Genomic DNA, 21,443 nt, shown 5'->3' with positions numbered 1-21,443 from the left:
TCTTTCTTTATAATAGAAACATAAGTTAAAGAATTAAGAAAAGAAAGAGGTATAGATATGTTTTGTTATCAATGTCAAGAAACAGCAGGAAATAAAGGATGCACCAAAGTCGGTGTATGCGGTAAAAACGAAGATGTGGCAAATCTCCAAGATCTTTTAATCTACACAACAAAGGGACTTGCAGGATTAGTTGTAAAAAAAGGCAAGGCTTGTGAGAAAGTCTACGATAGGATTTCAAATAATCTTTTCATCACAATTACCAATGCAAATTTTGATGAAAGTGCAATCCTAGATGCCATCAAGAAAACCATGGCCTTTAAGGAAAAAATCATGGGCAAAATCGGTACAGAAGGTCTTTCTGATGTAGAAAAATATCTTTCATATGACGATGAGGAATTAAAGAGAAAGGCTATCGAGGTTGGAGTTTTAAATATAATAAATGAAGACCAAAGATCTCTTGTTGAGCTTGTAACCTACGGCCTAAAGGGTATGGCAGCTTACAACCACCACGCCAATGTCCTTGGATATAGGGATGAAGAGGTCGACAGTTTTATTGCAAAGGCACTTTCTGAAACAACAAAAAACGATAAGGAAATTAACGATTTAATCAATCTTGTAATAAAAACTGGCGAGCACGGTGTAAAGGCAATGGCCCTATTAGATAAGGCCAATACCGAAACTTACGGCAACCCAGAAATCACAGAAGTAGACTTTTCTGCAGGTAAAAATCCTGGAATCCTAATTTCAGGCCACGACCTTCATGACATGAAGATGCTCCTTGAACAGACCCAAGGAACAGGAGTTGATGTCTACACCCACTCTGAGATGCTTCCAGCAAATTATTACCCAGAATTTAAGAAATACGACAATTTCCACGGCAACTACGGCAATGCTTGGTGGAAGCAAAACGAAGAATTTGAGAAATTCAATGGCCCAATCCTTATGACAACCAACTGCATTGTCCCACCAAAGAAGGATAACACCTACTTAGATAGGATGTTTACAACATCTAACGCAGGTTTCCCGGGTGCAAATCACATAGAAGCTGATGAAAATGGATACAAGGACTTCTCAGCAATAATTGAAATGGCTAAAAAATGTCAAGCTCCAGAAAATATCGAAGACATCAAGGTAGTAGGCGGTTTTGCCCACAATCAAGTACTTGCCCTTGCAGATAAGGTTATTAAGGAAGTAAATGATGGAAATATCAGAAAATTTGTAGTAATGGCAGGCTGTGACGGTAGAAGCTCTAAGAGAAACTATTACACAGACTTCGCACAATCTCTTCCTAAGGACACAGTAATCCTTACAGCAGGCTGTGCAAAATACCGCTACAACAAATTGGGTCTTGGTGATATAAATGGCATTCCAAGAGTCCTAGATGCAGGACAATGTAACGATTCTTATTCACTTGTCCAAATCGCCCTTGCCCTAAAAGACGCCTTTGGCCTTGACGATGTAAATGATTTGCCAATCGAATACAACATAGCCTGGTATGAACAAAAGGCTGTAATAGTCCTCCTTGCCCTACTTTCCCTAGGAGTTAAAAATATCCATCTAGGACCTACTCTTCCTGCCTTTTTAAGCCCAACTGTTGTGGACTTTTTGGTAGAAAACTTCAATATTGCTCCAAACACTACAGTAGAAGAAGACCTAGAAAAAATGATAGGCTAAAAGATTTACCGGCACAAAGTGTCGGTTTTTCTTTGGATAAAAAAGTATAATAACCTTAAGAAAGTGAGGAGAAATGGATTTAAGAAATTTACAAATTTTTAAAAACTTGACAGACCAAGATCTTGACCTTATCAAGTCTAAGACAGAATTTATAGAAAAAAACTACTCCAAAGGCGAGTATATTTTTAGGACAGGCGACACTGGATCTGACTTATTTTATTTAATAGAAGGCAGCCTTAATGTCTACCAGATAGATTCAAATGGCAAGAGGTTTATCTTCCAAAACTTCAATAAACCAACACTTTTTGGCGAAGTCTACGCCTACTTGGGCGAGCCCTTTGACTTTGACTGCGAATGCGCAAGAGACTCTAAAATCCTTATAATAAAAGATTTTAGAAAAATCTTTGAAGTACCATGCCCAGAAAACTTTTTAAGGTCCTATATAAAATTTTTATCCAAAAAGTGCCTGGCCCTATCAAAGAAAAACCAAATCACCTCCCAAGCAAGCCTTAGACAAAAAATAGGTAAATACCTACTAGAAAACGAAAAAGACGGCAAAATCAACCTCACAATGAAAAGAGAAGACCTAGCCGACTACCTCTCCACCACAAGGCCCAGCCTATCAAGAGAGTTATCAAAAATGGCAGATGAAGGAATAATAAAAGCCGGTGGAGATTATATTGAAATTTTGGATAGGGAAGGTATTCAGTTTTAGTTTTTGCTAGTGATTGTTGTTTGAAATAAAGCCGAATGTATGACAAGAGCCTGCTTTTCAGTGTGCGTAGGAGGTCCCTATCTCCACGAGCCGGCGGGCTTGCCTTCGGTTGGGACGTGGACTATGTTCGGAAAACTGTTGAGAAAATTTATTTTGCAGATATAAAATAGTAAAACTTATCTAGCAATGTTTGGCAAAGCCAAACGAGCCTATAAATAATCAGAACCTTGAGACCATTTCTCGTCTTTACCTAGTAAAGATTTCTAATAGAAAGCCCCGTTAAGAAAACTGATTGTTTGAGCGATAGCGAGTTATCAGTTTTTAGGGGCTTGAATATTAGAAATCTGTGGGGAGATTAATCAACTATTACAAAGTATTACTCTCTACCCAAAAAAGCTTGCCGAAAGGCAAGCTTCATTATCCGCCCTCCGCTTAAGGAGCCGCTCGGGGGTGTAGCCGAGAGGGGTTTAAGGGGGACATAAACGCCCCTTGATTTGGGGCGTTTATGCCGGAAACATAGTGCGGGAGCACGAAGGAGTTTGCGAAGCAAACGGGTTTCCGGCCTATGAGGACCCATGCGGAAGGGTCCTTGGGCCTCCCCCTTGATACGAAGATTCAACTGTAAAAAGAATAATTCTTTAAAATACAAAAATAAATTATAAATTAAATACTTTTATAAAATATTTTCCAAAAATATTTTCCCGCAAAAAAAGACAAGCCTCAATTAGCTTGTCTTTTTGATTTATTATTTGTAAAATCAAGTAAATTTAATTACTTAACGATTTTAGAAACAACTCCTGATGCTACTGTTCTACCACCTTCACGTACAGCGAATCTTAGTCCTTCTTCTAGGGCGATTGGCTTTTGAAGTGTGATCTTGAATGTTGCGTTGTCTCCTGGCATTACCATTTCTACTCCGTCTTCTAGTTGGATGTCACCTGTAACATCTGTTGTTCTGAAGAAGAATTGTGGTCTGTAGCCTGAGAAGAATGGAGTATGACGTCCACCTTCTTCTTTGGTTAGTACGTATACTTGACCTTCGAATTCTGTGTGTGGGTGTACTGAACCTGGTTTTGCTAGTACTTGTCCTCTTGAGATTTCGTTTCTTTGAACGCCTCTTAAAAGAACTCCTACGTTGTCGCCTGATTCAGCTTGTTCTAGTTGTTTGTGGAACATTTCTACACCTGTTACTACTGCTTGAGATGTCTTTTCTGTTAGGCCTACGATTTCTACTGTGTCGCCTACTTTTAGGGTTCCTTTTTCTACTCTTCCTGTTGCTACTGTTCCACGTCCTGAGATTGTCATTACGTCTTCTACTGGCATTAGGAATGGTTGGTCGTTGTCTCTTTCTGGGATGTCGAAGTATTCATCTACGGCGTCCATTAGTTCTAGGATTTTGTCTGACCATGGACCTTCTCCACCTTCTTCTAGTGATTTTAATGCTGATCCTACTACTACTGGGCAGTTGTCGCCGTCGAAGTCGTATTCGTTTAGTAGGTCTCTTACTTCCATTTCTACTAGTTCGATTAGTTCTGGGTCATCTACTTGGTCTTCTTTGTTTAAGAATACTGCGATTTTTGGTATACCTACCTGTCTTGCTAGTAGGATGTGTTCTCTTGTTTGTGGCATTGGACCGTCTGCTGCAGATACTACGATGATTGCGCCGTCCATTTGTGCTGCACCTGTGATCATGTTTTTAACGTAGTCAGCGTGGCCTGGAGCGTCGATGTGTGCGTAGTGTCTTTTTTGTGTTTCGTATTCTACTACAGATGTGTTGATTGTGATTCCACGTTCTCTTTCTTCTGGAGCTTTATCGATGTGTTCGTAGTCGATGTATTCACCTGTGCCGTATTTTTTGTTTAGGGCTTGTGTGATTGCTGCTGTTGTTGTTGTTTTACCGTGGTCTACGTGGCCGATGGTACCAATATTAATATGTGGTTTGCTTCTTTCAAATGTTTGTTTGCTCATTTTTTCTCTCCTATATTAATTATTTGTTAATTACTTCATCTCTTACAGATGCTGGAACTTCTGCGTAATGGTCAAAGCTCATTGAGTATGTTGCTCTACCTTGAGTCTTACTTCTTAGGTCTGTTGCGTATCCGAACATTTCAGATAATGGAATGAATGCGTCTAGTACGTGGATACCGTCTTTTGGATTCATACCGTCTATCTTTCCTCTTCTTGATGATACGTCACCCATTACATCTCCAAGATACTCGTCTGGAGTTGTAATTTCAACTTTTTCGATTGGTTCTAGTAGGACTGGGCCTGCTTTTTGTACAGCGTTCTTGAATCCGATTGAACCTGCTACGTGGAAGGCTACTTCTGATGAGTCGACTTCGTGGTAAGATCCGTCGAATAGGGTTACATGAACGTCTACCATTGGGTAACCGCCAAGTACACCTGCTGCTGCAGCTTCCTTAACACCTTCTTCAACTGGTCTGATGTATTCTTTTGGTACTGCACCACCAACGATTTTGGATTCGAATGTGATTCCTGATCCTTCTTCGCCTGGTTCAACCTTAAGCATAACATCACCGTATTGTCCAGAACCACCTGATTGTCTTACAAACTTACCTTGAGCTTCAGCTTCTTTAGTAATTGATTCTCTGTAAGCAACTTGTGGGTTACCAATGTTTGCTTCTACTTTGAATTCTCTTAGTAGTCTGTCTACGATGATTTCAAGGTGAAGCTCGCCCATTCCTGAGATAATTGTTTGACCTGTTTCTTCATCTGATCTTGTTTGGAAGGTTGGATCTTCTTCAGCAAGTTTTTGAAGACCGATGATCATCTTATCTTGGGATGCTCTTGTTTTTGGTTCGATTGCTACTGAGATTACTGGATCTGGGAATTCCATTTGTTCTAGGATAATTTGATTATCTTGGTCACATAGGGAATCACCTGTTGTTGTATCTTTAAGACCTAATAGAGCAACGATATCTCCAGCGTATCCTTTTTCGATTTCTTCTTGCTTATTAGAGTGCATTTGCATGATACGTCCAACTCTTTCTCTCTTGCCTTTTGTGGCATTGTAGATATATGAACCAGATTCGATTGTACCTGAGTAAATTCTAACGTAGATTAACTTACCTACATATGGGTCAGTTACTACTTTGAATGCTAGGGCTGCTGTTGGCTCATCATCTCCTGGATGTCTTTCGATTACAACATCTGGGTCTTTAGGGTCAACACCCTCTATAGCTGGTACATCTACTGGGCTTGGCATGTAATCTATAATTGCATCTAGTAGTGGTTGAACTCCCTTGTTTTTGTAGGCAGAACCTAGTAAACATGGGAATATTTTTTGTGCTATAGTTGCTTTTCTGATAGCTGATTTGATTTCTTCTTCTGTAACTTCTTCACCTTCAAGGTATTTCATCATGATTGTATCATCAACTTCTGATAATTCTTCAAGAAGGTTGTTTCTATATTCTTCAGCTTGATCTTTTAGTTCAGCTGGGATTTCAGAATATTTTGGATGTGCTCCAAGGTCTTCAGATGAATATGTTACTGCTTGCATAGTTACAAGGTCTACAGCACCTTCAAAGCTTTGTTCAGCTCCTATTGGAATTTCAAGTGGAACTGCGTTTGCTTTTAATTTATCTTTAATTGTATCTACTGCCATGAAGAAGTCTGCACCTGTAGCATCCATTTTGTTGATAAAACAAATTCTTGGGATGTTGTATTTGTCAGCTTGTCTCCAAACAGTTTCTGATTGTGGTTCTACACCACTTTTAGCATCGAATAGGGCTACAGCTGAGTCTAGTACTCTTAGAGATCTTTCAACCTCTACAGTAAAGTCAACGTGGCCTGGTGTATCGATAATATTAATTCTATGGTTTTTCCAAAATGCTGTTGTTGCAGCAGATCCTATTGTGATACCACGTTCTTTTTCTTGTTCCATGGAATCCATTACTGCTGTTCCATCGTGGGTATCTCCGATTTTATAAATTTTACCAGTGTAGTATAGGATTCTTTCTGTACAGGTAGTTTTACCTGCGTCTATGTGGGCCATAATTCCTATATTTCTGGTATCTTTAAGTGCAACCTGTCTAGGCATCTATCCCCCTAACTAATATCTAAAGTGCGCGAAAGCCTTATTAGCTTCTGCTGCCCTATGCATCTCTTCTTTTCTTCTTACTGCGGCACCCGCATTGTTTGATGCATCGATAATTTCTTTAGAAAGTCTTTCAACCATAGTTTTTTCGCCTCTTTGACGAGCGAAGTTTACTAACCATCTTAGGGCTAGTGTTTGTCTTCTTTCTGGTCTAACTTCCATTGGTACTTGGTAGTTTGCACCACCGATTCTTCTTGCCTTAACTTCTAGAGTTGGCATTATGTTTTCCATTGCTTGGTGGAAAACTTCAATAGCGTCTTCGCCTTTGGTTTCTTGTACTATATCAAAAGCTTCATAAACTATTTTTGTAGCAAGGCCTTTTTTGCCGTCAAGCATAACATTGTTGATAAGCTTTGTTACCACTCTATCGTTATACTTGGCATCAGGCATTACCTCTCTTTTTGGTATATGTCCTTTTCTTGACACTTTTCTTCCCTCCTTTACCAATTATGTGTAATATCTTGAGTACTCGGTCATAGCCGTTAAGTGTGCACATATACCTTTATTTTAATAGGCACATTATGCACTTATTTTCAACTAATTACTAGCCTCTTTTTGCTCCGTATTTAGATCTACCTTGTTTTCTTCCATCAACACCTGCAGTATCAAGTGTACCTCTGATGATATGGTATCTAACACCTGGAAGGTCCTTTACCCTACCACCTCTAATTAGTACAACACTGTGTTCTTGTAGGTTGTGTCCAATTCCTGGAATGTATGAAAGCACTTCAGCACCATTTGTAAGTCTGACTCTCGCGATCTTTCTTAGAGCTGAGTTTGGCTTTTTAGGTGTAACTGTTCTAACAGATGTACAAACTCCACGTTTTTGTGGTGATTGGTTAGGTGTTATTCTACTCTTAAGAGTGTTGTAGTTATAACCTAAAGCTGGTGTATCTGATTTAGATTTTTCGCTTTTTCTACCTTTTCTAACAAGTTGATTAATTGTTGGCATAATGCACCTCCTATTCTTTAAAATTTAATAAATTGGCAAACTTCTGCCAATCCTTAAATATTTTACACGGCTTCTGCCCCTTTGTCAAGTAATTTACTTATTTCTATGAATATTTCTCAATCTAGGTGATAAAAACAAATAATTTCATTAATGATATTAATTTTTAAATAATTTTTACCGCCCAATATTTTTTATAAAAATTAGCAAAATAATATTTATATCAAGATATATTGGGTATAATATTAGTGTTAAATGTTTTTTTAAAGGAGATATAATTTATGAATATTACATTTGCAGGAAACAAAGTAAACTTATTAGGAAAAGAAGTAAAAGTTGGTGACAAGGCCCCAAATTTTACAGCTAGCAAAAACGACCTATCAGATTTCAATCTTGATGATCTAAAGGGAAAAGTAGTTGTAATCTCAGGTGCCCCATCACTTGACACTAGCGTTTGTGCCTTCCAAGCAAAAAGATTTAACAAGGAAGCAAGCGAACTTTCAGATGACGTTGCTATAGTAAATATCACTCTTGACCTACCATTTGCTCAAAAAAGATTCTGCGATGCTTATGAAATAGGAAACACAATCACAGTTTCAGACTACAAAAACAGGGAATTCGGCGAAAAATACGGCTTTTTAATCGATGAATTAAAACTTCTTACAAGAGGAATCGTTGTAATCGACAAAGAAGGAACAGTTCAATACGTAGAATACGTTCCAGAAGTAACCAACGAAGTAAACTTCGACGCTGCCCTAGAAGCAGTTAAGAAATTAGTTTAGAAATTTCTGGCCAATAGAAAGGATTTTTATGGATTACAGAAGATTTGGAAGCAAAATAGTCGCAAGGTTTGACAGAGGCGAAGAAGTCCACCAAGCCCTTAAAACCCTCGCCCTCAAAGAAGACATAAAACTAGCATCCATATCCGCCATCGGGGCTACAGATGACTTTACTATTGGTGTCTATAAGGTGGATGATAAGTCCTATACAGAAAAAAATTTTAAGGGCGTGTTTGAAATCCTCGGTATAAATGGAACTATAACCACCAAGGAAGGAAAATACTATCCCCACCTCCACATATCCGCATCTGACCATGAAGGCCATGGACTTGGCGGACACCTAATTTCCGCACATATCAGCGTGACTTGTGAAATGGTAATCGACATTATCGACGGTTGGGTTGGTAGAAAAATGGACGAAGACATAGGAATCAACCTACTTGATTTTAATTAAATTTTTTTGAAAGTGAAAGACCCTAGCAGCTTGTATATTCTGCTAGGGTCTATTTTTCTATAACATTTTAAAAGCTAAGCTCATAACCTCTCTTCTTAGTGTGACCATAATATAGGCTTGAAATTAAGAGATTAGCAAGCCAACCTAATGGCACTGCGTACCAGACCATGCCTATTCCAATCTTGTGGGCTAGGGTCATTGATAGGCTTACCCTGATAAATAAATTTACAATATTGGCAAAGGTGAAAACTCTCACATCTCCAAGGCCTCTTAAAACGCCGTCTATACAGTGTTTGGATCCTACAAGGACGAAGAAAAATCCAATAAAGTTAAGATAAGCCATGCCAGTATCAATGGCAAGATTTGAGGAAGATTCGTTCATGAAAAAGGCAATTATTGAAGTGGAATTTATTTTTAAAAGGGCAAAAACTAGGAGTGAATAAATCCCAACCATAATTAGCGACGCCCTAAGACCTTTTTCTAACCTATCTAATTTCTCTGCTCCTACATTCTGCGAAGTATAAGAAGAAAGGGCGTTGCCTAGGCTTGTAATCGGCACAATTATCAGGCTTTCTACCCTCATGGCTGCAGAAAATCCTGCCAAGATTTCTACCCCAAAGGAATTTACAACCGATTGGACCAAAAGCTGGCCTATGGTGATTGTAGATTGCTGGACAATGGAAGGAAGGGCTAGTTTTGAAACTAAAGCAAATTCTCTTTTGTCAAAGATCTTGGTCTTTTCAGTTTTAATGGTCTTTATTTTTCTTAGAAAAACAAAAAATGATAATACAGCCGAAAGGCCTTGGGCAAGAAGTGTTGCGTAGGCCGCACCAGCTAGGCCAAAGCCCAAATCTCTTACAAAATACACATCCAAAATGACATTTAAAACCGAAGAGAAAATCAAAAAATATAGTGGTATTTTTGATTCACCAAGGGCCTGGTAAAGGGCCGAGATGATATTATACATAAACAAGAATGGCAGTCCGTAAAAATAAATATTAAGGTATAAAACAGCCATATCAAGAATCTCTTCTGGAGTTTTAAGGAGTCCCATCAAATCCTTGGAAAAAATCAAACCAAAAGCTGAAAGGCCAAGGGAAAGTACCAAAAATCCAATAATGGCAGTGAAAATAGCAGTTTTCATCCTCTTATAATCACGAGACCCAAAGTACCTTGCAATTAAAACCGAAGCCCCAGCACCGCCACCAACTCCGATGCAAATGAAAATCGTAGTTAGGGCAAAACTTGCCCCAATAGATGCAAGAGCGGCTTCGCCCACGTATTTGCCAACCACAGCCGAATCGACCAGGGTATATATTTGTTGAAATAATGACCCAACCACCATTGGCAAGGCAAACCTGCTAATAGCCTTGGATGGCGAGTCCTTTGTTAAATAATGATCCATAAAATTTCCTTTTTTTCTAATCCAAAACAATATATGATAAAAGTTAAAAAATTCAATTAAAAATAGACAAGAAAAAATCTTCCTAGGCTTTAGGAAGATTTTAATTAATCAATAAAAGTATTTGTAGTAGATCTCTTATCTTTTAAGATCATTTGTTTTTTGAGATCAAAGTCCTTTGGCCTTACAAACTTACCTGTTGTTTCCACTGCAACTATGGCGTACCTATCCTTAATATCCGAACAAGTTGACAAGGTGATAAGCTTATCTTCTTTTTTTGGCAAAGGATTATTTTCAAGAATATTATTTTCCTTTATAAGCTTAAGATATTCCTCAAATTCTTGATCATCGTAATAATTGAACCTGTAATCTGCATCAACATGGACGTCCATGGTGCACACCACATCAAAAGTCTTCCTTGCCAGAGGCGTATCGATAATTATTTCAGAATGGTTTTTGACAAAATTTTTGTCCCTAAACTTATCCAGGTCATGGAAAATATAACCAATTCTCACATTGTGGCCGTAAATAACTGTGTTTTGATCAGAAAAATCGGCCTTGTGGACATAGTCTATAAAGACTCCGCCGTTTATATAATAGGAATTATCGTAGTCGTGGTCAAGGTAAAACTCGTTGTCAGTTCCTTGGACAACAGGGAAATCTATGTCTGTACCCTTAATAATAATCCTGCCCTTAACTTGGGGATATTTTTTCGCTAATTCTTTTACATGGTTTGCTGCAGCCTGGGATTCTGCTTGTGTTTTTTCTTTTATTTTTCTATCAAGAAAAGCTTGGGCTCTTTTTTCATCAGCCTTTCTTGTTAATTTTTTTATTTCTTCTTCCCTATCCTTGGAAATCCTAGATTTCAAAAACTCTTCTAAGCGCATTCTTTCCAGGTAAGAGTCTACCCAAGCCTGGTTTACTTGGTCAGTCTTTTTTAAGATAGAGAAGAATCCAATTATGGCAAAAATCCATAATATGTAAGTATATTTCTTCTTCATATATGCTCCTGGCTTATATTCTACACCTTTCATCTCATTTCTCTAGAAAATAACAAGTTTTTTACCAAGTTTTTAAAAAATTATAAATATTAATAAAATGACCACAAAAAAACTTCCTAGAATTTAGGAAGCTTTTTCTGTTATTAATAGCCTTTCGTAAAGGTCTTCGTAAAATGGCTTTGAATGACACATTTCTGCCACTAGATAGGCCACAAAAGAAACAACAGCGAGAGATAAAATATTTAAAAAGGCCCCGCCAGTCATTTCTAAAATCAGGATAATAGCTGTGATTGGTGTCCTGACTATGGCTGAAAAATGGCCTGCCATGGCTATTAGTGATATTGCATATATCATTTCTACAGGTATCAGACCAAGGTCAGCTAAGGCTGTGCCATAAATATTTCCTAAAATCGCCCCGATTGCTAAAAGTGGGACCAAAGATCCACCTGATAGGCCAATGCCAAAGGCTAGGGCAAGGAGTAAAATTTTTGCCCCGTACATATAAATAAGAATCGCTAGTTCTTCATTTCCCTCGCTTGGTAGGTAGATTAATTCTTCACCAGAAGCGAATAGTCTTGGGTCTATGAGTAAAACAAGCCCTGTAATTACAAAGGGAGCGAGATATTTTACTAATTCTGGTAAGGCAATTTTTTTGTAAATAGATTTTGAACCTATGACAACTTTGTTAAATAAAACTCCAGATAGACCTGCGAAGATTCCCAAAATCACGATTAGGGTCAAGGATTTTTGATCTATGCTAGCAAAGGCTGGTATATTTTCTAGGCTTGGATGGTCTCCAAATACCAGACCAGATGTGACTGTGGCTGATATGATAGTAAGGGCTGAGGATAGGAAAGTAGAAAAATTATGGGTCCTAAAAATCTCCTCAACAGCAAATATCAAAGATGCCACAGGTGCGTTGAAGGCAACTGCAAAACCTGCTGAAGCAGCCGATCCTATAAATAAATTCCTATCAGTATTTGGAAAAAACTTCCCTACTATATCTCCAGCTAGGCCACCAAGTTGGACTGAAGGGCCTTCCCTACCGACTGTAAGGCCAGATCCGATTGTAAGGACGGAAGCAATGAACTTTCCAACAATGGTTTTTTCACTAGAAACTTCTATGGTTCCCTCCATCATCCCAGTCATAACAGGAATGCCAGAGCCCTTGGTGTTCTTATCTTTTTTCAAGATAAAAAAAGTAATTATACCAATAAGGATAATAAGGGCCATGAAAATTAGCTTATCTTTTCCTGTGCCAGATCCTAAAAATCCATCCATAAAACTAGCAAGAAATCCGATTAGCTTTTTAAAAATTCCAATTAAAAGTCCAGTTATAATTCCCAAAATAACAAAGGCGGGTAATGATTTAAACGATATTTTCTCTTTCATATTATCTCCTTTAATTTTACTATACCGAATTTTCACAAACTTCATTAAATTTTTCCCCAATCTTATGATACAATGATATATGAAGAGAAAGAAAGGATAATTAATGAAATATTTTGATTTTAAAGGAGAAAAAATCTCTAGACTCGGTTTTGGATGTATGAGATTTAAAACTCTGGACGAAGACAATTCCAAGATTGACAAGGTCGAATCGGCAAAAATCCTCAAAGAAGCCATTGAAAAGGGACTTACATACATCGATACAGCCTACCCTTACCATGACCAAATGAGCGAAAGATTTGTCGGAGAATTTTTAGAAGAAAATAATTTGAGGGATAAAATCTACCTTGCAAGTAAACTTCCATGTTGGCTTGTAAAGGAAAAAGACGATTTTTATAAAATTTTTAATGAACAATTAGAAAAACTAAGAACAAATAATCTTGATTTTTACCTCCTCCATTCGCTTGATATTAAAAGATTTAGACAAATGGTAGAATTGGGAGTCTTTGACTTTGTTAACGAACTTAAGGAAAAAGGCCTAGTAAAAAATATTGGCTTTTCCTTCCACGATGAATACGAGGCTTTCGAAGAAATTATCAAAGCTTATGACTGGGATTTTTGCCAAATCCAGCTAAATTATTTGGATATAAGCTTGCAAGCAGGATTAAAAGGCTATGAATTAGCCAAGAAAATGGGCATACCAGTGGTAATTATGGAGCCTGTTAAGGGCGGTAGACTTGCCAATCCCCCTATCAAAATAAGGGAAATCATGGCTGAATTTACAGACCTATCCCCTGCCCAACTTGCCCTTAAATTCCCTCTAAGCCTTGATAATGTAATGACCGTTTTATCCGGCATGAATAGTAGCGAACAGGTCGCAGAAAATATGGCAATCGCAAGTGCAGATCCAAACTTATCAGACAAAGAAAAAGAATTTTATGAAAAAGCCAGGGAAATTTATAAAAAAAGAGAACAAATCGCCTGCACAGCCTGCGAATATTGCCTGCCATGCACAGTAGAAATCAACATTCCAAAGGTATTTGCAATGTGGAACAATGCTTTTCTTTATGACGAAGCTGAAAAATCCAAAAAAGCCTTTGAAGAATATCTAAAAGACGGAGTAAACCCAGAAGCTTGCATAGAATGCGGCAAATGCGAAAACATCTGCCCACAAAGCCTAGAAATCATCAAAGGACTTAGGGAAGCTAATGAATTTTTGAGTAAATAAGAAATGAAAAAGACCCTGGCCGGGTCTTTTTTGTTTGTTATAATTTGTTAACACCTTGGTTTTCCTAATATTTGAAAAGAGCTAACTTTTAATACATTTAACCATTTTTACACTATCGTATGCTCTTCCATCCTTTAAAATAATGGCATTAGGAGTTTTGCCTGTCTCAATAAATCCTATTTTATCATAAAGAGCCCTTGCTCTTTTATTACCAGAGTAATAATCTAATTCTATCTGGGAAAGATTCAAATCCTTGGCATAGCTTTCTAGACATAGAAGAATCTTCTTACCTATCCCTAAGTTCCAAAATTCTTTAAGTACAACAAGCGCTACATTTCCCCTGTGACGCATTTTCTTTTTACTAAGCCTCATAATAGTGCCACTAGCAATAAGCCTTCCTCCCATTTCAACAACAAGCATGAGGGTAGTTTCTGACTTATTAAAACCTTTTATCATTTTTTCTTCCTCTTCGGCTGTCATAGTTATTTCATCTGGATAAGAGTTCATAAAATCAGATTCTCCATTAACAATTTTGAGATATTCTACCATATCTGCTGCATCCTCTACTTGGATTTCACGGATTTTGCAAACTCTACCATCTTTTAACTTAAATTCTTCTGTAACAAATTTCATTGTTTCAACTCCCAACAATTCGTTTTTTCGTTTATATAATATTTTTCTAAAGAAAATCTACAATTCGTCGCATCGCCCGTAGTGGAGTAACCACCTGGTACATCATAAGCAAATCCAATACTTTCATGGTTATATAAATTCTAGTTCAGGAGGATTACCGTGGATATTTATTTTCTGTTTATAGTTTTATGCACAAATTTGCTAAATAATCACTTCCATATTTTGATAATCTGTTTCTATTGTCCTTTGATTCATAAAAATCGATCATAGCAAAGCCAACCTTTAACTGACCTCCGATTTGTGATTCTAGTGTATGACTAAACTCATAACCGTATTCTGGATTGATTTCAATATTTCCTTGTTTTTCTAGTTCACTTGAATCATAAGGTAAGGAATATTTCAGCAATAGTTCTTTATCTGGGGAATCCCAAACATCATCACCGTCATACATATAGATCCATGGGTTCATATAACCAACCATCAATAGTCCGCCCTTTTTTAGAACTCTATATGACTCTTTCCACATGTTTTCTAAGTCAGAAATGTAAGCATTCGATACAGGACAAAAAATGATATCAAAACTTTCATCCTCAAAAGGAAAAAGTTTCGTCATATCTGCATGAACAGTATCAATTTGAATATTTTCTCGTTCAGCTACTAATCTATCTTTCGTCAATTGTTCTTCAGAAAAATCCATTATTGTAGTTTCATAGCCTTTTCCTGCAAAAATTGGTCCTTGTTGCCCGCCTCCACAGGCCAATCCTAGCAATTTTTTTCCTTTAGCTTTTTCAAACCACTCAGTAGGAACTGTCTTACCAACAGTTAACCCTACACTTAATTCATTTTCTATTGCTTCTTTATACTCTTCACTTGTCAATGGAACTGTATAGGGATTTCCTTTTTTCCTTGAAACATTGTTCCATCTATTCTGATTAAACTTTACGTATTTTTCCATTTTATTAACCTACTTTTTCAATTTTATTTTTTTGTAGAGACGCTAAAATCCTGTATTCATCGTTACTATCTGCCCTTGTCATAATTATGACACGAAACCCTGATGTAAAGTCTTAATATAAAACTTCTTTATTCAAACCTGTATCACTCCATGAAAGTCTATAAGCATTTTTTCTATTGTTAGCTTTAATAACTTTAAGTTCATTATTCTCCCAAACAACTGCCACTTGATTTTCTATTGCAATCGCATCTGTGACTTGTCCAGTAAAAAACTCATCAAAGCCAGCTCTTTCAGGCTCATCATAGTGTGGGCAATGTAAATAAGGAATTATACCTAGGCCATTAACCCACTTATGTTTTGGACTTTCAACATCTTCTATAAATTCACTATCACTATGACCTGCTATAAACCAGCATATAGATCCTGCACTTAAGCCCGCCAGTACTTTTCCGCTTGTATAAGCTTTTATTAGTGCCTTATCAACAGAATATTGTTTCCATACTTCCATCATATAGGCAGTATTGCCGCCGCCAACGTAAATTATGTCTGCTTTTTCAATCTTTTGATTAATTTCTTCCTTATTTACTTCTATAGTAGATAAATACAAAGTATCAGTTTTGCAACCTAAACCCTCATACAATTTACTAATGGTTTTTATGTATGGCTCAGCATCTTTACTTGCTGTGGGAATAAATAGAAAATTTGGATTCTCTTTTTTTGATGATCCAACGATAAATTTATCTATCTCGTAAGTTTGATTTTGAGATACTTCCCCACCACCAATAGCAATAATCATGATTTGTCTCCTCTTTAAAAATCATTTCATTAATAGAAGCATTTAACCCTTTACGTTTATTTAAAGGATTACCACTGTAATTATTATAACATTAAAGCCTCTTACTACGCCAATAAAACTATTACGGTAAAGGAGTTATTGGCCTATATTTCTTGGCTATATGACCTAGAAATCATCGATATAGCCCAATTCTAAAGCTTTTCCATATAATTCCACCTTATTTTCTACACCTAATTTTTCATAAATATTTTCTATATGATGGTATAAGGTTCGTTCGCTTATGAATAGGTCTTTGGCTATTTGGGTGTTTGTCTCGCCTGTTAATAGTGCTTTTAGGACTTCTTCTTCCCTTTTTGTTAGGGGATTTTCGATTATGTTTTCATCACCAGTGCACAAGCCATTATTGATTTGGCAAATTTTTTCGATTAAGCTTTTAGAATCTATGGACTTTGATATATATCCTGCAGCTCCAAGGTCTAGGGCTTTTTTCTTGTAGATTGGGTTTGTGTAGGAGGATAAAATTATTGTTTTTAATTTTGCTTTTCTTGCTGATAATTCTTTTAGGACATCAAAACCCGAATTCTTATCAAGATTAATATCCAAAATACAGATGTCATAGGGATCTGTTTCTATTTTTTTATAAAATCCTTCTATATCGCTTACAAAATCACAAATATTAATATCATCGCTTTCTAAAAGAAGGTTTTGAAGGCTTTCGCCAAAAATTTTATGATCGTCTAAAATTATTATCTTCATTAATCAATCCCTACCCTTACTTGAGTTTTCAATATTCCGTCCTTATAGTAATATTTTATATCTCCGCCAAAAGAATCTAGCAAAAATTTCATAAACAAGACTCCACCCCTAGATTCTAAAATATTTCTATAATCTAAATATTCCGCCCCATCACTTGTAACCCTTAATACAATATCTCCCCCTTCCAAGTCCATCTTATAGGTTATTTTAGAACCCTTGGAATGTTTGTAGATATTGTTGATTAGCTCTTTTGTAATTATTAGAATAGTTCTTAGACTTTGAGGATTTCGTTCCTTAATGCTTTCAGAAATATCAATAGAAAGATCAAAATTTTTGCCTGGGTAAAGAGCCTCCACGTCATAGAAAATACTTTCAACATTTTCCTTAAGGCTCATATCAGAAATCAGACTTTCCCTATAATAGGTCATTATGGACCTGGATTTATTTTCCAAATTTTCTGCGATTGCCTTAGCCTTTTCAAGGTCTGGAGTTTTTAGGTTCAAATTATTCCTTATCCCATAAAGGTCTTGGATGATTTCATCGTGAATTATCCTTGCAAATTCTTCTTGCTGGCTAGTTAAATATTCCCCCAGATCAAAATATTTGACTGTTTTCTGGTATCTTTTTAAGATCATGCCTGAAATGATTGTGCAAGTTAAGAAAACCACCACATAACCATAATAAAGGTAAGATTCCTTAGCCATTGCATATGGGATAGATAGCATTGTTAGAGCTCCTAAGATAGATGTCAATAAAATATAGGTTATTAACCCCTTTTCTCTTGTTTTCATTTTTCCCTCCTCATATTTATGAAAAATATATTTTTAAAAACATGTACACAAATCTTTAATCTATGAGATTGCTCATCAAAGTCTTGTGGCTTTTCAGTCAGAATGACTGTTAATTATTGTATCTTTTTAAAAATATCTTCTATATTTCTTTTCACTTTTATTATATTTCCTAACTTAGCTCATGCCTATGGTAGTTTTCTGCAAAATTTCCAAATAAAAAAGACCCACGAGGGGCCTTTTATTTTTATACTTCTTCAGTTTCTTCTTCTGCTTCTATTAATTCAAGGTTGGCTTTTATCTGTTCGTCTTCTAATTCTTTGGTTTCATAGTCTATTTCTACGTCGTTGTAGTATTTTAGACCAGTTCCTGCTGGGATTAGCTTACCGATGATGATATTTTCCTTTAGACCTCTTAGGTCGTCTACCTTGCCCTTAATCGAAGCATCTGTTAGAACTCTTGTTGTTTCTTGGAAAGATGCTGCTGATAGCCATGAATCTGTCGCAAGAGATGCCTTGGTGATTCCAAGGAGTTCTTGTTCGTAGATGGCAGGCTTTTTGCCAGCTTCTTTCATTTTATCATTTACGATATCAACTTCACGCCTATCTTGCAAGCTTTCTGGCAAGAATTCTGTGTCGCCTGATTCAAGGATTTTAACTTTCTTTAGCATCTGACGAGCAATTACTTCTATGTGCCTGTCGTCGATTTCAACACCTTGTTGCCTATATACTTTTTGGACTTCCTTGGTGATGTAATCTTGAACTCCAACCTTGCCTAATACGTCAAGGACGTCGTGTGGATCTAGGGAACCTTCTGTTAGTTGGGCTCCGATTTGAACTTCTTCGCCGTCTTTAACTAAGATTCTTGAACCAAATGGAATGTTGTATTTTTGGGATGTTCCATCAGCATTTGTGATTTCAACGTCAGTTTTCTTATCGTTTTGGATTAGTGAAACTGTTCCTGAATTGGCTGCGATGAAGGCAAGACCCTTTGGTTTACGAGCTTCAAAAAGCTCCTCAACCCTTGGAAGACCTTGGGTAATTCCAACGCCTGCGATACCACCGGAGTGGAAGGTTCTCATGGTTAGCTGGGTACCCGGCTCACCGATTGATTGGGCAGCGATGATACCAACTGCTTCTCCCATGTTTACGTGCTTGCCTGTTGCAAGGTTCCTACCGTAACATTTCGCACAAACACCTTGTTTAGCCTTACATTCTAGAACTGACCTTAGTTTTACTTCCTTAATGCCAGCTCCTACAATCTTATCAGCCAAATCTTCATCTATTACTTCGTCTTTGTGAACAATGATTTCTCCCGATTCATCTTTGATATCTTCAAAAGATGTACGGCCAACAATCCTTGTTCTTAAGTCTTCGATTAATTCGTTGCCGTCTTTAAATTCGTGGGCAATTACAAAACCATCTGAATGGCAGTCATCTTCTGTAACGATAACGTCTTGGGAAATATCTACCATCCTACGTGTTAGGTAACCTGAGTCGGCAGTTCTTAGGGCTGTATCTGTTAGACCCTTACGAGAACCGTGGGTTGAGATAAAGTATTCTTGTACAGAAAGACCCTCTCTAAAGTTAGCCTTGATTGGAATTTCAATAATCTTACCATCGGCCTGACTCATAAGTCCACGCATAGCGCCTAGCTGTCTAATCTGGTTTGTAGAACCACGGGCACCAGAGTCCGCAAAGATCTTGATGTTGTTATCATCTTTAAGGTCTGCAAGAAGGGCATCTGTTACCTTATTTGTGGTATCTTGCCAGATTTCGATTACTTTTTCGTATCTTTCTTGGTCAGTTATTAGACCACGTCTGTAAAGTTTATCGTATTTATCAACTGCAGCATCTGCCTCAGCTATTAGGTTCCATTTTTCTGCTGGAATCTTTACGTCATCCATAGAAACTGTTAGACCTGATAGGGTTGAGTATTTATATCCTGTTTGTTTGATGTAATCTAGGACTTCTGCAGTCTTGATATTGCCATGTTTTCTAAAACACTTATCGATAATTTCTTTTAGCATACCTGAGTCGATTAGGGTATCAACTTCAAGTGAATATGGATCTTCTTTTCTATTTACATAGCCCAAATCTTGTGGAAGGCCTTCGTTGTAGATGAACCTACCAACTGTTGAATGGACAATCTTACCTGGATCCATATCGTCTTTTTTTACTCTAACACCAATTTTTGATTGGTATTCAACGATGCCCGCAACTAGGGCTTTTTTCATTTCGTTGGTTGATTCGAAAACCATACCCTCGCCCTTGGCGCCTTCCTTGATTGTTGTTAGGTAATAAGCACCTAGCACCATATCCTGTGAAGGTGTGGTAATAGGCTTACCGTCCTTAAGACCAAGAATATTGTTGGTTGACATCATTAGAAGTCTTGCTTCAATTTGAGCTTCGTTTGATAGTGGTAAGTGGATAGCCATCTGGTCACCATCGAAGTCGGCGTTGAAGGCGTTACAAGCTAATGGGTGAAGCTTAATTGCCTTTCCTTCTACAAGGATTGGCTCAAAAGCTTGGATACCAAGCCTGTGAAGAGTCGGAGCACGGTTTAGTAAAACTGGGTGGTCCTTGATGACTTCTTCTAGGACTTCATAAACTCTTGGGTCTTTTTTCTCTACCATTTTCTTGGCAGTTTTAAGGTTGTGAGCCATTTCTTTTTCAACAACCTTGTTCATGATAAATGGCTTAAATAACTCAAGGGCCATCTCTTGTGGCAGACCGCATTGGTTAAATTTAAGGTCTGGACCAACTACGATTACAGAACGGCCTGAGTAGTCAACTCTCTTACCAAGAAGGTTTTGTCTAAACCTACCAGATTTACCTTTAAGAAGGTCTGATAGGGACTTCATATTTCTATTAGAAGCGCCAGTTACAGCCCTGCCCCTACGACCGTTGTCGATTAGGGCGTCAACTGCTTCTTGGAGCATTCTCTTTTCATTTCTAACGATAATTTCTGGTGCACCTATATCAAGAAGTCTTTTTAGTCTGTTATTTCTGTTTATAACTCTTCTGTATAGGTCGTTTAGGTCGGAGGTTGCAAACCTACCACCTTCTAGTTGGACCATTGGTCTAAGCTCAGGTGGCATAACTGGAAGAACATCTAGGATCATCCATTCTGGTTTATTTCCGCTTGTTAAAAAGGCATCTACTACTTCAAGACGTCTTGAAACTCTAACCTTCTTTTGGTTTGAAGATTCGTCAAGTTCTTTTAATAGTAGTTGGTATTCCTTTTCAAGGTCAATGTTTTGAAGAAGCTCCTTGACAGCTTCAGCACCCATGGCTGCCTTAAATTCTGTGTCATCTGGATATTCTTCTAATATATCTTGGTATTCAGTTTCTGAGATTTCTTGCTTAACTGCAAGGTCTGTAGAACCTGGATTTATTACTACGTATGATGCAAAGTAGAGGATTTTTTCCAACACTCTTGGGCTCATGTCAAGTAAGAGTCCCATCTTTGATGGAATTCCCTTAAAGAACCAAATGTGAGAAACTGGAGCTGCAAGCTCGATGTGGCCCATTCTCTCACGTCTGACCTTAGACTTGGTTACTTCAACCCCACACTTTTCACAAACGACACCCTTATATCTCATTCTCTTGTATTTACCACAAGAACATTCGTAATCCTTGGTTGGGCCGAAAATCTTTTCGCAGAAAAGGCCGTCTTTCTCAGGTTTAAGGGTCCTATAGTTTATAGTTTCAGGTTTTTTAACCTCGCCATGAGACCAGCTTCTTATTCTTTCTGGGGATGCAACTTTCATCCTCATCCCATAAAATTGATTTAATTCGCTCATAA

18 protein-coding genes are annotated in these 21,443 nt (G+C 37.4%); 5 read left to right on the top strand and 13 right to left on the bottom strand.

What is annotated here, in order from left to right; translation table 11 throughout:
* Positions 1–57: 57 nt before the first annotated feature.
* Both hcp and K8P03_RS06845 read left to right on the top strand, forming a co-directional pair.
* Positions 58–1,674 carry a hydroxylamine reductase gene (gene hcp, locus K8P03_RS06850; RefSeq protein ID WP_223419706.1) on the top strand — a complete coding sequence of 539 codons (1,617 nt, stop codon included), beginning with the start codon at positions 58–60 and terminating at the stop codon, positions 1,672–1,674.
* 73 nt (positions 1,675–1,747) lie between these two features.
* A complete protein-coding gene (locus K8P03_RS06845; RefSeq protein ID WP_223419704.1) occupies positions 1,748–2,389 on the top strand; it encodes a Crp/Fnr family transcriptional regulator in 642 nt (213 codons plus the stop codon).
* Between the two features lie 771 nt (positions 2,390–3,160).
* Here the strand turns inward: K8P03_RS06845 and tuf are convergent.
* From tuf to rpsL, 4 genes are all read right to left on the bottom strand, one after another.
* A complete protein-coding gene (gene tuf / locus K8P03_RS06840; RefSeq protein WP_223419701.1) occupies positions 3,161–4,357 on the bottom strand; it encodes an elongation factor Tu in 1,197 nt (398 codons plus the stop codon).
* A 19-nt stretch (positions 4,358–4,376) separates the two neighbouring features.
* Positions 4,377–6,449, bottom strand: a complete 2,073-nt coding sequence (fusA, locus tag K8P03_RS06835) for an elongation factor G (RefSeq protein WP_223419698.1) — start codon at positions 6,447–6,449, stop codon at positions 4,377–4,379.
* Between the two features lie 12 nt (positions 6,450–6,461).
* On the bottom strand, positions 6,462–6,932 hold the full coding sequence (rpsG, locus tag K8P03_RS06830) for a 30S ribosomal protein S7 (protein ID WP_223419696.1): 471 nt from the start codon (positions 6,930–6,932) through the stop codon (positions 6,462–6,464).
* Between the two features lie 118 nt (positions 6,933–7,050).
* Positions 7,051–7,458 (bottom strand): 30S ribosomal protein S12, encoded by a 408-nt coding sequence (gene rpsL, locus K8P03_RS06825; RefSeq protein ID WP_004828284.1) that lies wholly within the window; start codon positions 7,456–7,458, stop codon positions 7,051–7,053.
* A gap of 278 nt (positions 7,459–7,736) precedes the next feature.
* Between rpsL and tpx the strand changes: the two genes are divergently transcribed.
* Complete coding sequence (tpx, locus tag K8P03_RS06820) at positions 7,737–8,237, top strand: thiol peroxidase (RefSeq protein ID WP_223419694.1); 501 nt, start codon at positions 7,737–7,739, stop codon at positions 8,235–8,237.
* A gap of 28 nt (positions 8,238–8,265) precedes the next feature.
* Positions 8,266–8,688 carry a PPC domain-containing DNA-binding protein gene (locus tag K8P03_RS06815; protein WP_223419692.1) on the top strand — a complete coding sequence of 141 codons (423 nt, stop codon included), beginning with the start codon at positions 8,266–8,268 and terminating at the stop codon, positions 8,686–8,688.
* Between the two features lie 67 nt (positions 8,689–8,755).
* Here the strand turns inward: K8P03_RS06815 and K8P03_RS06810 are convergent, their stop codons facing one another.
* The 3 genes from K8P03_RS06810 to K8P03_RS06800 all read right to left on the bottom strand — a co-directional run bounded on the left by K8P03_RS06810 (position 8,756) and on the right by K8P03_RS06800 (position 12,483).
* On the bottom strand, positions 8,756–10,093 hold the full coding sequence (locus tag K8P03_RS06810; protein WP_223419689.1) for an MATE family efflux transporter: 1,338 nt from the start codon (positions 10,091–10,093) through the stop codon (positions 8,756–8,758).
* A 104-nt stretch (positions 10,094–10,197) separates the two neighbouring features.
* Positions 10,198–11,091 (bottom strand): class B sortase, encoded by an 894-nt coding sequence (locus K8P03_RS06805; RefSeq protein WP_223419687.1) that lies wholly within the window; start codon positions 11,089–11,091, stop codon positions 10,198–10,200.
* Positions 11,092–11,214: 123 nt separating this feature from the next.
* Complete coding sequence (locus K8P03_RS06800) at positions 11,215–12,483, bottom strand: ClC family H(+)/Cl(-) exchange transporter (protein WP_223419684.1); 1,269 nt, start codon at positions 12,481–12,483, stop codon at positions 11,215–11,217.
* 103 nt (positions 12,484–12,586) lie between these two features.
* Between K8P03_RS06800 and K8P03_RS06795 the strand changes: the two genes are divergently transcribed.
* Positions 12,587–13,708 carry an aldo/keto reductase gene (locus tag K8P03_RS06795; protein WP_223419680.1) on the top strand — a complete coding sequence of 374 codons (1,122 nt, stop codon included), beginning with the start codon at positions 12,587–12,589 and terminating at the stop codon, positions 13,706–13,708.
* A gap of 81 nt (positions 13,709–13,789) precedes the next feature.
* Here K8P03_RS06795 and K8P03_RS06790 read toward each other — a convergent pair whose 3' ends face one another.
* The 6 genes from K8P03_RS06790 to rpoC all read right to left on the bottom strand — a co-directional run bounded on the left by K8P03_RS06790 (position 13,790) and on the right by rpoC (position 21,441).
* Positions 13,790–14,341, bottom strand: a complete 552-nt coding sequence (locus K8P03_RS06790) for a GNAT family N-acetyltransferase (protein ID WP_223419677.1) — start codon at positions 14,339–14,341, stop codon at positions 13,790–13,792.
* 178 nt (positions 14,342–14,519) lie between these two features.
* Positions 14,520–15,296, bottom strand: coding sequence for a class I SAM-dependent methyltransferase (locus K8P03_RS06785; RefSeq protein WP_012797129.1), 777 nt, complete (start codon positions 15,294–15,296; stop codon positions 14,520–14,522).
* 112 nt (positions 15,297–15,408) lie between these two features.
* Positions 15,409–16,092 (bottom strand): Type 1 glutamine amidotransferase-like domain-containing protein, encoded by a 684-nt coding sequence (locus K8P03_RS06780; protein ID WP_223419675.1) that lies wholly within the window; start codon positions 16,090–16,092, stop codon positions 15,409–15,411.
* A 165-nt stretch (positions 16,093–16,257) separates the two neighbouring features.
* The gene (locus K8P03_RS06775; protein ID WP_223419672.1) at positions 16,258–16,848 is read right to left on the bottom strand and encodes a response regulator transcription factor; all 591 of its coding nucleotides are present in this window, start codon (positions 16,846–16,848) and stop codon (positions 16,258–16,260) included.
* The gene (locus K8P03_RS06770; protein ID WP_223419670.1) at positions 16,848–17,639 is read right to left on the bottom strand and encodes a sensor histidine kinase; all 792 of its coding nucleotides are present in this window, start codon (positions 17,637–17,639) and stop codon (positions 16,848–16,850) included. Before K8P03_RS06770 ends, K8P03_RS06775 begins: the two co-directional genes overlap by 1 nt.
* A 244-nt stretch (positions 17,640–17,883) precedes the next feature.
* A complete protein-coding gene (gene rpoC, locus K8P03_RS06765) occupies positions 17,884–21,441 on the bottom strand; it encodes a DNA-directed RNA polymerase subunit beta' (RefSeq protein ID WP_223419667.1) in 3,558 nt (1,185 codons plus the stop codon).
* Positions 21,442–21,443 lie beyond the last annotated feature (2 nt).

This window comes from Anaerococcus murdochii (assembly GCF_019957155.1).
GTDB classification, from domain to species: Bacteria; Bacillota; Clostridia; order Tissierellales; family Peptoniphilaceae; genus Anaerococcus; species Anaerococcus murdochii.
Note: the sequence above shows the minus strand (reverse complement) of the source record. Positions and strands in the feature narration are given on the sequence as shown.

Bases quoted from the DNA above. Each gene is read 5' to 3' on its own strand.
- fusA (WP_223419698.1), bottom strand. From the start codon at position 6,449: ATGCCTAGACAGGTTGCACTTAAAGATACCAGAAATATAGGAATTATG.
- K8P03_RS06770 (WP_223419670.1), bottom strand. From the start codon at position 17,639: ATGAAAACAAGAGAAAAGGGGTTAATAACCTATATTTTATTGACATCT.
- K8P03_RS06780 (WP_223419675.1), bottom strand. From the start codon at position 16,092: ATGATTATTGCTATTGGTGGTGGGGAAGTATCTCAAAATCAAACTTAC.
- hcp (WP_223419706.1), top strand. From the start codon at position 58: ATGTTTTGTTATCAATGTCAAGAAACAGCAGGAAATAAAGGATGCACC.
- K8P03_RS06790 (WP_223419677.1), bottom strand. From the start codon at position 14,341: ATGAAATTTGTTACAGAAGAATTTAAGTTAAAAGATGGTAGAGTTTGC.
- K8P03_RS06815 (WP_223419692.1), top strand. From the start codon at position 8,266: ATGGATTACAGAAGATTTGGAAGCAAAATAGTCGCAAGGTTTGACAGA.
- tuf (WP_223419701.1), bottom strand. From the start codon at position 4,357: ATGAGCAAACAAACATTTGAAAGAAGCAAACCACATATTAATATTGGT.
- K8P03_RS06845 (WP_223419704.1), top strand. From the start codon at position 1,748: ATGGATTTAAGAAATTTACAAATTTTTAAAAACTTGACAGACCAAGAT.
- K8P03_RS06800 (WP_223419684.1), bottom strand. From the start codon at position 12,483: ATGAAAGAGAAAATATCGTTTAAATCATTACCCGCCTTTGTTATTTTG.
- K8P03_RS06805 (WP_223419687.1), bottom strand. From the start codon at position 11,091: ATGAAGAAGAAATATACTTACATATTATGGATTTTTGCCATAATTGGA.
- rpsL (WP_004828284.1), bottom strand. From the start codon at position 7,458: ATGCCAACAATTAATCAACTTGTTAGAAAAGGTAGAAAAAGCGAAAAA.
- K8P03_RS06775 (WP_223419672.1), bottom strand. From the start codon at position 16,848: ATGAAGATAATAATTTTAGACGATCATAAAATTTTTGGCGAAAGCCTT.
- K8P03_RS06795 (WP_223419680.1), top strand. From the start codon at position 12,587: ATGAAATATTTTGATTTTAAAGGAGAAAAAATCTCTAGACTCGGTTTT.
- K8P03_RS06785 (WP_012797129.1), bottom strand. From the start codon at position 15,296: ATGGAAAAATACGTAAAGTTTAATCAGAATAGATGGAACAATGTTTCA.
- K8P03_RS06810 (WP_223419689.1), bottom strand. From the start codon at position 10,093: ATGGATCATTATTTAACAAAGGACTCGCCATCCAAGGCTATTAGCAGG.
- rpoC (WP_223419667.1), bottom strand. From the start codon at position 21,441: ATGAGCGAATTAAATCAATTTTATGGGATGAGGATGAAAGTTGCATCC.
- tpx (WP_223419694.1), top strand. From the start codon at position 7,737: ATGAATATTACATTTGCAGGAAACAAAGTAAACTTATTAGGAAAAGAA.